The organism is Paenibacillus oralis (genome assembly GCF_003863965.1).
GTDB lineage: Bacteria > Bacillota > Bacilli > Paenibacillales > Paenibacillaceae > Fontibacillus > Fontibacillus oralis.
The window spans coordinates 3,058,652-3,073,297 of sequence record NZ_RRCN01000001.1 but is presented as its reverse complement, the minus strand read 5'-3'; the positions used below and the strand labels follow the sequence as shown (position 1 = coordinate 3,073,297).

The following is a 14,646-nucleotide window of genomic DNA, read 5'->3' as shown; positions in this document are numbered from 1 at the left end:
CGGCGTGCAGGACGCCGTACTCCTCCGAGCGGAAACATGAAATATGCGGGGCCCATAAGCTTTATTACTAACATAGCCGATAAAAATAGGAGAAAACCTTTTATCAATTTGGAATTGAATTCCATAAAACACATGCGAGGTACATAAAAATATGAATAAATCGGGTTTGACGCTCCCGAAAGGTGGTTCGAGTTTCAAATGACCATCTGGGAACGACTAGGTATCGGCCGGACGGAAGATATAAAAGTCATTAAACGGGCCTATGCCAAACAGCTTAAAATATATCACCCGGAGGACGATCCTGCAGGTTATCAGGCTTTGCGCGAGGCCTTCGACGCCGCCATGTCCTATGCCAAGAGACGGGCCTCCATGGCAGAAAAGGAATCGGCGGAAGAACGGCAGGCGGAACCGGTTCATACGGAATGGACGGGAACAGGGCATCCTGATGCTGCACCGGAGCAGGACGAGCCGGGGCCGCTTCCGCCGCCTCTCCGAATCCCGTTCGACTCTCTTTGGAATGAGCCGGAGCCGGATGCAGGCGAACAAAGTGAAACGAACCGGCTATCCGCGCCGGAATTCGTGCCGGAGCCCGATCCGGAAAATACGATTCAAACGATTGCAGCGTTTCTGGAGCAAGCCGCCGCGCTGTATGATGATTTCCCGTCGCGGATTTCCCCGGAGAAGTGGGTGGAGCTTCTGGATGCCGACGTGATGTGGAACATGGACGCCAAACCGGTCATCGGGTTTCAGCTTCTGAAATTCATGCAATCACACCGGTATCTGCCCGCCGAAATTTGGCGGCTGCTTGAAAACAGTTTTGGCTGGCTGAATCTTTTGCAAGAATCGGAGCAGTTCGACAATGATCCTGCCATCGCTTCGTTTCTGGTTTATTACAAAAGGCAGCTGGCCGACCCGGGTCTCCGCTATCAATTCCTGCTGAGCGCGGAGGGCATCGATATTGATAAATTTCTGCATGACCGGGATCAGGGACAGCTTGCCTTGGTGCGCAACGATTTAAAGAAGGCGATGGAGTTTTTAAAACAAGCTTACGCGATGTTCCCGGATGATCCCGATCTGCTTCGCCTGCTCGGCGAGTTCTATCTTCGCGAAGGCGATAAAGAGAAGGCGCTCGCCATGTTCGAGCGTTTGGTCGAGCTGGCGCCCGGGGAAATCGACGGGTATCTGTACCGAGCGCGAATCTGGCGAGATTTGGGGCATCCCGAACGGACGGTAGAAGAATGCCGGCTTATCTTATCTCGCTGGCCGAACCGGAGCGACATCGCCATCTTAATGGCGCAAGCCTTGCAAAAGCTCGGCAACCCCGGCGAAGCAGCGGAATGCCTGGAGCAGGCGATACAACCCGCCGCTTTCGACAGCCCTGGGGACCGTTCGCCCGGCGCTCCTGCTCCTTCCGGCGGCGGTAAGCGGTGGAAGCTGTTTTTTAACCGGCCTATCCTGCTGAATTTGTCGCTTGCGCTTATCCTTGCTTTATCTCTGATCGTATGCCTGTACTACTATAGGGAAAATGTCCATAACCGTACGCCGGAAACGATTGCCGGAGCGCAAGAACTAATCGGCATGGACGAGCAGCGATATGCTGAACTAACCATTAAGAATGTCACGGACATACACATGGGCAAATATTTAACCAGCGATGGTAAGGTTGTCTTTCAAAATGAAGACTACGCCTTTATCAACTTTGACTATTATGAAAACCTGTCAGGACATGTGTTTCTCGGGGAATTTTCCGACAAACAACTGATCATTCTGGCGGATTACACGCTTGGTCTGCAAGAGGAGCGGAAGGAGATAAAAATTAGAGGCTATGTTCACCACTTGGATGCGGACATGGAAACGGCGGTGAGCAAAATGCTGCAATGGAAGCCGGTATCTCCCGCCGATTCCACCGAGCGAATTCTGGAGGCTTATCAATACGACATACATAAAGTTTCGAGCTCCCCATCGGAGGTATCCGCCGCATCCGTCCCGAAATTTCAGCCCGTATACTTTGAAGTCGCCAAACCGCAGGTAAAATCGGAATTCACAATACCGAACCTGCTGCTCTTCGGATTTCTGTCGGCGCTGTGGATTTACAGTCTGTACCGGCTTGCTTTCGAATATCGAAAGGTACGCCTGCTAATCGCAATCTTAGACTTGAGGGGACAAAACTATGCGGGTTAAATCTTTACTGAAACAACCTACCTTCTATCATTGGATGACCGCACCGCTGTTTAATGCGGGAGCGGTTCGCTTCGGGAAACTCCGCAGTTATCATACGCTGGATACCTGCCCGAAAGCCGGGCTCAAGGCATGGCTGATATTTCAGGGAGTGCGTGATGGTACCAGTTACCATAACCAGCGAAGATGGCTGCTGTATGAAGGATATCGCAAGGAGTTTAACGAACTTTCCGAAACATTATCTTCCTTGTCGTTTGAGGCCCGGGTACGGCGCCTGTCGTCAGCCGAAGCGCAGGGCGAGAACAACGCGCCGTCCCTGGCTTGCGTACATCAATTGATGAATGTTATTCCGCCGGCCACGATCGCGGCCTTTGATTTCGCCCTGTTGGTTGCCTTAAATAAAGCGGGCGAGCGGTTAAATCTGCTGGACGGGAAAGAGGCGGCTTTCTCCAACAAAGACGCCGTCAAAATCGTCCAATCCAAATACGCCAGCTGGTATGAATTCCATAGCGGATGCATCGCGGGAGCCTACTTCCGGAACCCGCCCAAGGATACGGCCACATTGCTGCCCGCCTATGCGCAAAGTCTGCTGGAATTTTCCCAGATGCCCCCCTCCATGCGCTGGGATTATCCGTTCTAAACGAACAAAGCCAACCCCCGATAGGCCGTAAGGCTTCGGGGCGTTGGCTTCGTTATTTAGGCAAGTACTTAATATCCGGATGTCTGAGACGGTATTCATCCCAAATCGTGCCTTCGCCATCTCCGTATACCGCAAATTTAATTTGTACGTTCTGGACATATTCGTCCAACTCGTCAAATCCTAACCTCCGAAACATCGGAAAAATACCGTAATTCACGAACTCTTCCTCTAGCTGTTCGATGAGCTGCTCCTTTTCCTTGTAATACTCAATAGCTTCAGGCGAGGACAACCTTCCAGGGTCAATAGATTGGTAATAAACTTGCTGTGCCAAAGGATATAACTCCTCGATCATTTGGGTTACCCCCTTCGACTTTACGTCCTCCCCGTTTTGTAGAGCTGTCAAAATTCGCTCTTTCCTTTCCTCCAATTCCAACAATTGCTCTATGTAGGGGGCTAAGTTGGTCTGCAGCATGTCCATTTCAAAAACGGCCAAGTTTCTTTCGTAGCCGTCATCGGGGTTGTAAGGGTAAAGCTCCCGGGCCAGTTGAAAATAATCGTAGGCCACCTTTAACTGCTTGTCCTTGATCGCCTCGTCCCCTTTGCGGATCAGCGCATTCGCCACCTCGACCGCTTTCAGCGCCTTTTCTTTTTTCCACCGGGCCTCCGCATCTTGGGGGGTTCTCTCCAGAAGCAGCTCGTATTTAAAGATGGCGCCGTCGAAGTTACGCTCCCCCAATAAACTATCGCCTTGCGTCATAAGTTCCGGTTTTTCGCTATTCGCTTTTTCGCCCCGGTCGGCACGCCCCCAAGCGAATATCAGTAAAACACAAACACAAGCTATAAAAAAGATTCTCCTCTTCGTTCTCCGAAACATAGGTCTTCAAAATCCTTTCGGCATGGCCATTCAACTAAAGTCAGTTGCATATACAATGTATTTCGGCAAAAGCCGGGGGAAATTTAATCTATATAAGTTGAACTATGGATTGTACGGATCAGGGCAGCCGTGTGAAATGTTCTTACGATCGCTGTTGTTCGCGGATTTCTGATAATTTTTTAGATTCCAGCAAGGATGAAATCCGCTCACAAAGGCGACCACTGCCGTTTCTTCAGAATCATTTCCCACTCTTGCCTAACTTCCGCTTTTCTTTAATTCAACTTAGTATAGACTTGATATTAAATTTCAGCTCAAACCGGATTTTTTGTATTCAAACGGCGTCTTTCCCATTACTTCCTTAAAAGCTTTGCGAAAAGATTTTACGTTGGGGAACCCTGTTTCATAAGATATTTCCGTAAGCGACTTATTTGTGGTTTCCAATAAATCGATAGCCTTTTCCAAACATAGGATCTGCTTGTATTCGGTAAACGTCTGGCCGGTGTATTTATGAAACATACGCGACAAATAAGCCTCGGAATAGCCGCAGATGCGGGCGGTTTCAGCCAAACTGATGTTTTCGGCATAATGCTCTTTCATGTAGTCCATAATGGTCTTGATTTTTTGTTGCTTTTCGCTGAATATTTCCGGCGAGATGTCCGCGGCCTGGCCAAAATGATGGACCAGCCGGTATTTAAGCTCAATAATCCGGCTTTGCTCCAGAATGTAGTCGTATTTGCCCGCGGAAAAATGCAGCTCGTATATTTCCATCAGCAGCTCCCTTAATTTAGCGAGGATAATCGCTTCAACCTGATTCTCATGCGTATTTAATTGGATGATGACTTGTTCATTGGCGAAAAAAGTTTCCGGAAATTGCAGCACAAGCACGCGGTTTTCCGTAATGCTTTGGGTGGAATGCGGAACATTGCTGTTCATGAACAACATGTCCTTGTCCGTCAAAATCGTAATTTTTCCTTCATGCCACACCTTTAGGCTTCCGCTTATACAGTAGATCAGCTCCATATTGCTGTGAAAATGCATTGGAATGACCCGCTCCGTATCCCGCGCTTGGAACATGAACAGGTTGATCATTTTTTTACGGTCGATTTCGATATGTTCATATATTTTTTTCATCTCGACACCTCATCAGCCAGGCATAAGCCGTCCGTTCGCGGTTGATATACTCATACTATACCGATAGTAAATTACCCGGACAAGGCGTAATTCATCCCGTAGGCCCAAGACAAAAAGAAGACCGTTCTTCCCCCGCAAGCGGAAAAATGAACGGCCTTTCTTTACAACCGATAAATGCTGACTTCTCCTTCATTGCCGCCGGCCTCGATCCGGACGCTTCGCTGCCCGGCATCTTCCGTAAAATAACGCAGAGAAAATACTTCCTCTCCCCCGTTCACAAAGATCTCCAGGCTTGAGCTTTCCATAAATAACCGCATTTCTGCGAGTGTATGAGCTAATGTTGCTTTTCTGTGTTCTCTCTGCTTGGTCGCCCAGTTGGTTCTCCAGACGGTTAGACTGTTTTGTTTCCGATCCTGAAAAGCAAGCCCATTCGGGTCATTTAACAACCCGAAAGGCGGGGTGATATGATATTTCAAATCATAAGCGCCGCTTCTATTCATGTTCCTCCTCCGGCAATAAAACAAAACTAAAACTCAAGGAAATGTCCTGCGAGCTTGGCCCGATATAAACTTCAAATTCGCCCGGCTCGCTTTTGTACTCCATATTGCTTCCGTAAAATTTAAGCATCTCTTCGCGAATCGTAAATTGAACCGTCCCGGTCTCGCCGCTGCGCAGGAAGATCTTTTGGAAGTCTTTTAGGACCTTCACCGGCCTTGCCACACTGGCAAATTTGTCGCGAATATACAATTGGACCGTTTCTTTCCCGTCATAACTCCCAGTGTTGGAGACAGCGACGCTGAACTCGATCGGCTCATTTCGTTTCATTTCCTTCCGGCTGACGGACAAAAGGCTGTATGCGAACGAGGTATAGGATTTGCCATAACCGAACGGATACAATGGTTCATTCGCTTCATCGATATAGCGGGACGCGAATCGGTAAGAACCGTTTTCCGGCAAATTCGGTCTGCCTGTATTGAGCTCATTGTAATGCACCGGAATTTGTCCGACGCAACGCGGAAAAGTCATCGTTAATTTCCCGGACGGATTTGCTTTTCCGTACAAAATATTGGCCAGCGCTTCCCCGCCCATCGTTCCCGGATACCAGGCCTGGATCAAGGCGTCAGCTTTCTCGGCAACTTCGGTGAGAATCAAAGGTCTGCCGCTATAGACGATCACGGCGAGCGGTTTGCCCAGCCCGCTTAATTCGCGGAGCAGTTTCAACTGCGGTTCGGGAAGCGCCGGGTTCGTGCGCGATCCGCCCTCCCCGCTCTGGTAGATGCTTTCCCCCAAGGCGAGGACGATGACGTCCGCTTCATCCGCATTCCGGATCGCTTCCTCCAGCAATTCCTCCTCACCAACCGTTTCGGCCGGCAGCTTATCCGCATATTTGCCAAGGGCTTCCCGTTCGTCAAGGGGCACCATATACGCCCCGCGGCAGACCGAAAGCCGGGCGGGATCGGCATGCTTAAGCAGCCCCGTCTTCAAGTTGATGGTGTCCGCCTCATTCCCTTTAATCGCCCATATGCCCAAGGTGGAGTTTTCTTCCGCGTAAGGACCGATTAATGCGATCTTGGTTTGAGGCGACAGCGGCAACAGCTCATGTTCATTTTTCAGCAAAACGACGGATTCTTCCGCCAAAGACAACGCGGCTTGTTTATGTTCATCCGCCAGAATGCTGCTGCTCCCCCGCCGCACGGTTTCCTGTAAACCACGGAACGGGTCCTCGAACAACCCCAGATCGTTTTTCAGTTTTAAAACACGGTATACAGCCTCATTCAAAAGCTCCAGCATATGCTCGTTGCCGGAAATGATCTTCTCCAGCTGATTGGCATATACCGCCGTCTTCATATCCACATCGACACCGGCCAGCAGGGCCAGCTTGGCGGCAGCAGCCTCATCTTCGGCATAACCGTGCATGATCAGCTCTTCGATCGCGGCATAATCCGAGATCAGCACACCGTCAAAATTCATCTCCCGCCGGAGCACGTCGCGGTTAAGCCATTCGTTCCCGGTCGCAGGGATGCCGTTTAAGGTGTTAAAAGCGGTCATCACAAGCTTGGCTCCCGCTTCGATGGCGGCTTGGTACCCCGGCAAGTAATATTCCCTAAGCGTATGCTCGGACATATCCACGGCGTTGTACTCCCGCCCGGCGACAGGCGCCCCGTAAGCGGCAAAATGCTTGACGCATGCGGCGATTTTATCTGCCGGGACGGCGCCGCTCCGCGTTTTCCTTCCCTGGATTCCCGCCACTGTGCTTTCCGCATATTTCCGCGCCAGTAAAGTATCCTCGCCGGGCGATTCCATCACCCGCCCCCAGCGGGGGTCTCTGACGATATCCACCATAGGCGAAAAGGTCACGTGAGTCCCCTCTTCGTAACACTCCCGGGCAGAGATCGCAGCGGCGCGCTCGATTTGCTCAAAGTTCCAACTGCACGCTTGAGCCAGCGGAATCGGGAAAATGGTCCGGTATCCGTAGATAATATCCGCCATAAACAGCAGCGGAATTTGGTGAGCCGAATGTTCCAAATACTTCGTTTGCAGCCGGATCATTTTTTCCGGATCGGTAACGTTCAAGATGGAGCCGGTATTGTAAATATTGTAACTTGGATTTAGCCCCAGTTTTTTCAGCGGCCCCGTCACGACCGTATCGATATCCCCTTCAAAAAAGTCGCCGGTCAGTTGGACCAATTGGCCGATTTTCTCTTGAACCGAAAGGCTGTCCAGTTTTTCATACAGTAGTTTGTCGTCCATGTTTCTCTCCACAAAAGTTTTATTTGTTGTCCGTTTTCTCTTTAAAGCCAAAGAACCAAGTGAGGCCAAAAGCCACCGCAAAGCCGATGATGCAGACGGCGATATACGGAATGATTTGATTGTTCAGATACAATAACATCCCCGGGATAGCCGTAATCGACATGCCTGTCGCCTGAACGTTGAAAATCCGGGCGAAAAACCCGCCGGCCGCTCCGCCGATCAACGCCATCAGAAACGGCTTGCCGTAGCGGATATTCACCCCGAAGATAGCCGGTTCCGTTATGCCCAATAACGCGGATAAGGAGGATGGATAGGCGATGGATTTGGTTTTTAAACTTCTGGCTTTCAGACCGACAGCCAACGCCGCCCCAGCTTGCGCACAAATCGACGCCGAGCTGATCGGGTTGACGATATTCCAGCCGCTGTCCACCAGCATCTGAATTTCTATCAAGTTCAAAGCGTGGTGCAGCCCGGTGACGACAATAAGCTGATTGATGCCGCCGTAAATCAAGCCGCCGATGCCAAACGGCAGTTTCAAAATCGCCGTAACCCCCGTTAAGATAAGCACTTCCACCTCGTGAAAAACAGGTCCGATGACGAACAAGCCCAGCACCAAACTGACCAGCAATGTTAAAAACGGCGTTAAAATCAGATCCAAGGCTTCGGGTACCCATTTTCTGATCCTCTTCTCCAGCAGCGCTCCTACGACCCCCAAGATGAAGGCCGGAAGTACCGAGCCCTGATAGCCGGCAACTTTAATGAATCCGAAAAACACCATCGGCTCCTTTACATGTTGGGCGACATCCCAGGACGTTGGCAGCGAAGGACTGACCAGCATTAATCCGAGCAATATCCCCAATAGCGGCGACCCGCCAAATACCCTAAAGGCCGACCAGCAGACCAGCACGGGTAAAAAGGCAAAGGCGGTATCGGTCAATATTTGCGTAATTAACAAGAAATCCGCCGAAATATTCTCAGGGGTAAGACCGAATAATTGAAGCAGCGCAGGCTGAGTGACCAGACCTCTGACCCCCATGAACAACCCTGTAGCTACCAATGCCGGGATAATCGGGACGAATACGTCTCCGAAAATCCGGATCATTCTTTTGAAAAAGTTATCGTCCTGGGCCGAGGCCTTTTCCTTCAGCTCCGCCTTGGAGGTGGCGGATACGTTCTGTCCGATCATCGCTTCGTAAACCTTATTCACAATACCGGTGCCAAAAATAATTTGATATTGCCCGGATGTAAAAAACACACCCTTGGCCTTATCGATATTTTCAATAAACTCGTCATCGATAATGTCCCTGTCTTTGACGATCAGGCGCAGCCGTGTGGCACAATGGGCCATGGAAATAATATTGTCTTCTCCTCCAAGCCCTTTAATCACGTCCTGGGCTATTTTAACGTATTCTTTGTCGGAACTCATCAGGCTCTCCCTTTCCTCTCAACTGGTTGTAGTATTGACCGTTTTGCTTCTCAAGCATATCATGAGCGCGCTTACAAACAGCGGGATTATTTTACTTCATTAAGGTCAAATTTTGACCTTTTTATACCGCCGTGCAAACACGGAAATACTATAATCCGAGCATATGGACTACAGAACGATTGGAAAATAAAAAGAAACCTGCTATACTCATTTTAATACCTGGTACTAATACTTGATACTAAAACCATGAAAACCACATCTCGAAGGAGTGATTCGTTTGTCAATCGTATCAAAAGCTCGCATTACCGCGTTTGGTTCGTATGTTCCGGACCGGATTCTCACCAATGAAGACATGGAGCGGATCGTGGACACCAGCGATGAATGGATCGTGCAACGCACAGGCATCAAGGAGCGCCATATCGCCGCCGACGATGTGTTCACCTCGCACTTGTGCATTCGCGCCGCCGAACGGCTGCGGGAAACTTACGGCGTATCCTTGGACGATGTCGATTTCATCATCGCCGCCACGACGACGCCCGACTATTCTTTTCCGACGGTATCCTGCCGGGTCCAGAAACACTTCGGCATGGAAAGCGCCGGGGCTATCGACCTCAACGCGACCTGCGCCGGTTTCACCTACGCCCTGCATATGGCCAATGGCTTGATCAGTTCGGGGCTGCATAAAAAAATCCTTGTCGTCGCCGGAGAAACCATGTCCAAAATTACCGACTACAGCGACCGCACGACCTGCATTTTGTTCGGGGACGGCGCGGGTGCCGGTCTTGTGGAGTATGACCCGGAGCAGCCCGGATTTGAAACGTTCGTCATGGGCACAAACGGAGCCGGCGGCATCCACGTTTACCGCTCCGGGCTGGCAGGCGAAATGGACGGCACCGCGCTTGCAGGCAACGGGAAACTCGTGCAAAACGGCCGCGAAGTGTTCAAATGGGCGGTGCGCACCGTTTCCGCAGGGATTGAGCGGATGCTGGAGCAATCCGGCTTAGACCGTGACGATATCGACTGGTTCGTCCCGCACAGCGCCAACCTGCGCATGATCGAATCGATCTGCGAGAAGTCCTCGCTGCCGCTCGGCAAAACGCTCCAGAGCGTACGCGACATGGGCAATACATCATCCGCTTCCATCCCGCTGGCGCTTCAGGCCGGCCTCGATGCGGGCCAGTTGAAAAGCGGCGACCGCGTGCTCCTGTACGGCTTCGGCGGCGGCTTGACCCATGCCGGTCTGATTTTGCGCTGGGGCGTACCCAACCTGCGTTCCTAAATTACAAAATTTCAGAGTGTGTGGAATGGAGCAGGCAGCCTGCGTTTTTGTGGAGGTCCTGGGAATAACGGTAAAATTGGTCCTTATTTTCACCTAAGAAGGAAGTACAGCAGAGATAGGGGAATTTTTTACCTCTATTTCAGAAATATGAGGGCAAACAACCGCTTTTTCCCAGTCTAATTCCAAAATAACGGAAAAATTTTCCCTTAATTTGCGCTGGAGGAAGGAAATCTTAAAATAACGACATAAATTACCTCTATTTTCGGCAGAGGTTAAGAGGACCGTCCGGAAATCCGGACGGCCCTTGATCGTCTTTGACACTCTTTAGACTAGAAAAACTTCTCCTTTACCAGCGGGCTGTCTTTAAAATTGAGCAATCTTCTTAGACGTCTTATGCCCTCGATTACGTAGTTGGAGGAATTGGGATCGATGGAGACAAATTCCAGCCCAACAGCAAAGCCAATGCAATAGTCATGCCAGTTGGAATAATGCTCCCGGGTCAGGCTTACGCACTGATGCACGCACGTCCGCGCTTCATCGGCGGTTAACCAGCCCAGGCGCTCGCCGGACACACATTTCAATGCGTTGACGGCAAAATCGTACGCCCCCACTCCGCCGGACGGCATGCGCCGCAAGTAATGATCGGTTACGGCCAGCTTATGCTGCACGTAAGGACTCGCCTCGGCTTCAATTCTGCGGGCACGCTCCGCTTCAGGCAGCAAACATAGCTCCCGGTACATACGTGAAAATTCAGCACGAATCCCTTTTGAAAATTGCCATTCCAAACTCATCTTAAGCTGCTCCGGGTTTTCCACCCCATGCTGAGCTAATGTCCCCTTCAGATAGCGCTCGCCCCGGTACGTTTTCTCGGGATTGTTAATATAGTAATCCGCCGCTCCCCCTACGGGGATCACGGCCAGCATGGTATACGCGGCAGTTTTCCATCCTTTTATTATATATTCGGCAGTAGGGATTTATAATTGCACACAGAGTCTATCGACAGTCACTTCGGGTGTTTTATTGATCTCATGGATGAAGCCTTGAACGGCCTTGCGAATTTTCTGAACCGTATCAAAAAAGACGTTATTAATGACCGATTCCTTGAGCCAGCCCCAGAGTCCTTCGATGAGATTCAGCTTCGGGCTATAGGGAGGAAGATACAACAACGTGAGAACGGACTGATGCTCGGTCAAAAAGGGTTGGATCAACGCCGCGTGATGTATTTTCGCATTGTCCAGTACAAGGACGATGTTCTGATTTTCGTATTTCTGCAACAGTTTTTCCAGGAAAGATAAAAATTCTTGTGCGGTATATTGGATTTCTTGTGTGCAGAACACCTCTCCTGTCTCGTAATCCAGCGAACCAATCAACTTGGCTCCGTGATGCTTGCCGTAGGTGGGGACGATTCTCTGTTGGCCTTTGGCAAACCAGGTTCGGGATAGCGCTTGGTAGTCACGAATCATGGACTCGTCAATAAACAAGATGCGGTCGATTTCACCGTTCAGGAGTTTTTTTATAGGCTTCAAACTCCTGCACAAATGCTTCCTGCTTCGCAGGGTCTGCCTTGGCCAGGGTGTACGTTGGCACCGTGAAGCTGAGCTTCAATCGATAAAGCAGTTCTCGGGTTCCGCGGTCCGAATACAACACGCCAAACTCTCGCTCAATCCATTTTCGGATGATCGGTGAAGTCCAATTCATTTTTGCAGGAAAGCCAACATCCGCAGGTGTCTGATTGACAACCGTTTGATAGACATATTGCTCTTGTTCGGCGCTCAGAAAAGGCTGACGTCCCGGAGGCGTTTCGATTCTCAACCCTTGAATGCCTTCTTGATGATAGGCATTGGTGTAATTGTAGATAGTGGAAAGAGAACGTCCGATGATCTTGCTGATGTCTTTCTTGGACACGCCTTGTAGATCAAGCAAGATCGTTTGATATCTTTCGTGCATTCTCAAGTCTTTGTTTGCTTTCATGGCCGCTTTAATCGCTAGAATTTCAGGATTGTTCCGATCTTCTTCAAGAAGTTTTGGCAGTTTCACTTGTCGTACCTCACCGGCTCATAGAGTAATAATTTTACGATATACGACTCTGCTCTCACTGTCCAGAAAATTATTCCAACTATCTATTGCCGAATATATAGATTGTTGGCGGCAGTCGCCACGGCACTCCCTCCTTCCCAGCTTATTTATACAGCAGAAAACGCTTGCTTCGGTACAGCAGTAAGATAAACCGGCAATATAATAAACACAAAACAATGGCAAACAGTATGACCTTCACTGGGATGTCCAAGATACCGCTGCCCACGCCGTCCCTGGCATTCACATAAAGAACGAGCGGAGGCGAGGAATCCGTACTTCCTTGCTTTCCTTCCCAATATTCACGCAATGACTGTAATGCCGGGCCGGAAAAATCCTGGACAATCCCCTGAAGTTCAATCTCATGGTTTTCGTGGATCCGCTTGCTCTCCTCGTAGCCGGTCAAAGCAAGAACGGTGATATCCCCCGCCTTACCCTGGCTAATGTATCCCGTCATATGGTCCATCAAGTTCCTTTGGGTCGCTGCACTTTGCAGCATATAAGAGGCGGTCTCTCTCCCGTCGGCATCCTTCTGTTCAATCTCAAGAATGCCTGTAAAAAACGCATTCGTCAGCTTCAGCCGAACCGCGCTTCCGGGAGGAACGCTTTTCAGCTCTTCCGCCGTCGTTACCAAAGGCGGTTCGGACGGAAAGACCTCCTGCTTCACGTATTCCGGGAAGGAAACTTCCATATTGGAGTACCAGGCAATCGGCAACATAATATGCAGTAAAACAATGCAGAAAAAGAGCCCTTTTCTCAGCCATAAAAAGCTCGCCAGCTTTTTTAAAAATCCCGTCAGCGAATGCTTGCCCCATTCTTTTTTGAGCTGCCGCATTTGCTTTCGGCGGTCTTTGCCAGGACGCGGCAACCCGCATATGTATGCATCGATTTTGGCCAAGCCCATGGCCGCTTCGATATCCCCCGGATAAAGCCGCAGCATCCGGTGGTAGGCCTCGCGGGCTGAATCCATATGCTCCAGCCGAATATAACACCGCCCCAATAACGACAGAACTTCCGCGTCATCGGGCCTTGCGGGCCTGATCCGTTCAAGCTCTTCCCGCGCTTCATCCGTACGTCCTATATTCAGCAGTATGGCGGCGCGAACGATCATCACTTCCCCATCTCCGCCAAATTGGCGAACCCACAGGTCGCAGGCAGACAACGCCTGCTCCAATTCACCATTTTGCCGGTAAAACTCGATTTGCAGGCGAAGGAGCTCTGCGTCGCGGTCATAAATCCCAAGCGCCCGTTCCAACGCCTCACGCGCTTCCTTAGTTTCAATCGCCAGCATTGCCGTTACAAAATCTTCGCGGGCATGCAGATAGGCTTCAACATCGCTTTCTTCCGCCCCGGTCAGGACGGAATATCCCAATGTTGCGGCAGGGGAGCTCCTAAAGGCATATTCGCATACCTTAGGGTATTGCTCTGCAAAGCCGGAAGGATCGTTAGCGGACCTCTCCTCCAACCCGAAGGCATCATCCAGCAACCCCCACACCGCTTCGGGCAAAAAATAGTGCTCATTCAAATATTCAAGCATCCGGTTAGCCAACAAGCTCTGGTTCCCCAGCTCCCAAATAATGTCGCCGTTCAGCAGCTCAGCCCATAAGGAAACATTGCAGCGGGTAGCGAAATTTAAATATAAATCGTCCATTTCTTCTATAAATTCCGCCACCAGTTCTTCAGGCGACTGCCTCAATGGCGGGCCTTCTCTCCGGCTGTCTTCCAAATTCCAAACCTCTTCAAACGCCGGAAATTCCAAAGATTCCGCATTGGGCTCCTCTTCCGCAGTTTCACCCTTCTCTTCGGCGCCTTCCTCTTCCGAGGCTTCGTCTTCCTCTTCCTCCGTTTCCTCTCCGTCAAGGAAAACGTCCAGGAAAACTTCGCCCCGTTTAGCCAGCTTTATCGCCTCGTCAAAAGCTTCCCGCAAACGTTGATAACCCTCCGGGTCATCCTCAGGATGGTATTTTTTAAGCATCCGGGCATACGCCTTACGAATTTGCGATTGATCCTGCGTCGGATCGATCCCAAGGATTTTCCATATGTTCAAACCGTCATTTCACCGCCGGGTTCTTAGTTTTCACCTATCTTTACAAACAGCATCTAGTAGAATGATCCGGAAATAATATGGCTTATCTGCGGACAGGGGCCATGGATCACTTTGTTCTATATTAGTCTTGTGCTCAGTATCGTCCGTCCCCATAAAATAGGGGAACTTTAGGGTCTTATTTTTCGATGATCGTCTACTAGTTTATTATCGACATAGATTTTCCCCGGGTTAACAGTTATTCGTTATT

General features: G+C 50.2%; 11 protein-coding genes. 3 read left to right on the top strand and 8 right to left on the bottom strand.

Going from position 1 to position 14,646, the window contains the following annotated elements:
- Positions 1 to 198 precede the first annotated feature (198 nt).
- Positions 199 to 2,181 carry a J domain-containing protein gene (locus tag EHV15_RS13955; RefSeq protein ID WP_128631745.1) on the top strand — a complete coding sequence of 661 codons (1,983 nt, stop codon included), beginning with the start codon at positions 199 to 201 and terminating at the stop codon, positions 2,179 to 2,181.
- A complete protein-coding gene (locus tag EHV15_RS13950; RefSeq protein ID WP_128631744.1) occupies positions 2,171 to 2,818 on the top strand; it encodes a DUF1266 domain-containing protein in 648 nt (215 codons plus the stop codon). Before EHV15_RS13955 ends, EHV15_RS13950 begins: the two co-directional genes overlap by 11 nt.
- A 52-nt stretch (positions 2,819 to 2,870) precedes the next feature.
- Here EHV15_RS13950 and EHV15_RS13945 read toward each other — a convergent pair whose 3' ends face one another.
- The 5 genes from EHV15_RS13945 to EHV15_RS13925 all read right to left on the bottom strand — a co-directional run bounded on the left by EHV15_RS13945 (position 2,871) and on the right by EHV15_RS13925 (position 9,000).
- A complete protein-coding gene (locus EHV15_RS13945) occupies positions 2,871 to 3,554 on the bottom strand; it encodes a hypothetical protein (protein WP_128631743.1) in 684 nt (227 codons plus the stop codon).
- A 444-nt stretch (positions 3,555 to 3,998) separates the two neighbouring features.
- Positions 3,999 to 4,823, bottom strand: coding sequence for an AraC family transcriptional regulator (locus tag EHV15_RS13940; protein WP_128631742.1), 825 nt, complete (start codon positions 4,821 to 4,823; stop codon positions 3,999 to 4,001).
- 161 nt (positions 4,824 to 4,984) lie between these two features.
- Complete coding sequence (locus EHV15_RS13935) at positions 4,985 to 5,323, bottom strand: GH32 C-terminal domain-containing protein (protein ID WP_178075847.1); 339 nt, start codon at positions 5,321 to 5,323, stop codon at positions 4,985 to 4,987.
- Positions 5,316 to 7,574, bottom strand: a complete 2,259-nt coding sequence (bglX, locus tag EHV15_RS13930) for a beta-glucosidase BglX (protein ID WP_128631741.1) — start codon at positions 7,572 to 7,574, stop codon at positions 5,316 to 5,318. Before bglX ends, EHV15_RS13935 begins: the two co-directional genes overlap by 8 nt.
- A gap of 19 nt (positions 7,575 to 7,593) precedes the next feature.
- Positions 7,594 to 9,000 (bottom strand): sucrose-specific PTS transporter subunit IIBC, encoded by a 1,407-nt coding sequence (locus EHV15_RS13925; protein WP_128631740.1) that lies wholly within the window; start codon positions 8,998 to 9,000, stop codon positions 7,594 to 7,596.
- 277 nt (positions 9,001 to 9,277) lie between these two features.
- Between EHV15_RS13925 and EHV15_RS13920 the strand changes: the two genes are divergently transcribed.
- Complete coding sequence (locus EHV15_RS13920) at positions 9,278 to 10,279, top strand: ketoacyl-ACP synthase III (RefSeq protein ID WP_128631739.1); 1,002 nt, start codon at positions 9,278 to 9,280, stop codon at positions 10,277 to 10,279.
- A 329-nt stretch (positions 10,280 to 10,608) separates the two neighbouring features.
- On the opposite strand, the gene EHV15_RS13915 is transcribed toward EHV15_RS13920, so the two are convergent.
- From EHV15_RS13915 to EHV15_RS13905, 3 genes are all read right to left on the bottom strand, one after another.
- A complete protein-coding gene (locus tag EHV15_RS13915) occupies positions 10,609 to 11,202 on the bottom strand; it encodes a DUF1266 domain-containing protein (protein ID WP_128631738.1) in 594 nt (197 codons plus the stop codon).
- 51 nt (positions 11,203 to 11,253) lie between these two features.
- A protein-coding gene (locus EHV15_RS13910; protein ID WP_218571273.1) for an IS630 family transposase occupies positions 11,254 to 12,250 on the bottom strand; the annotation gives its coding sequence in 2 pieces (ribosomal slippage) (positions 11,254 to 11,809 and positions 11,808 to 12,250; 999 coding nt in all).
- Between the two features lie 208 nt (positions 12,251 to 12,458).
- Positions 12,459 to 14,399 (bottom strand): J domain-containing protein, encoded by a 1,941-nt coding sequence (locus EHV15_RS13905; RefSeq protein WP_128631737.1) that lies wholly within the window; start codon positions 14,397 to 14,399, stop codon positions 12,459 to 12,461.
- Positions 14,400 to 14,646 lie beyond the last annotated feature (247 nt).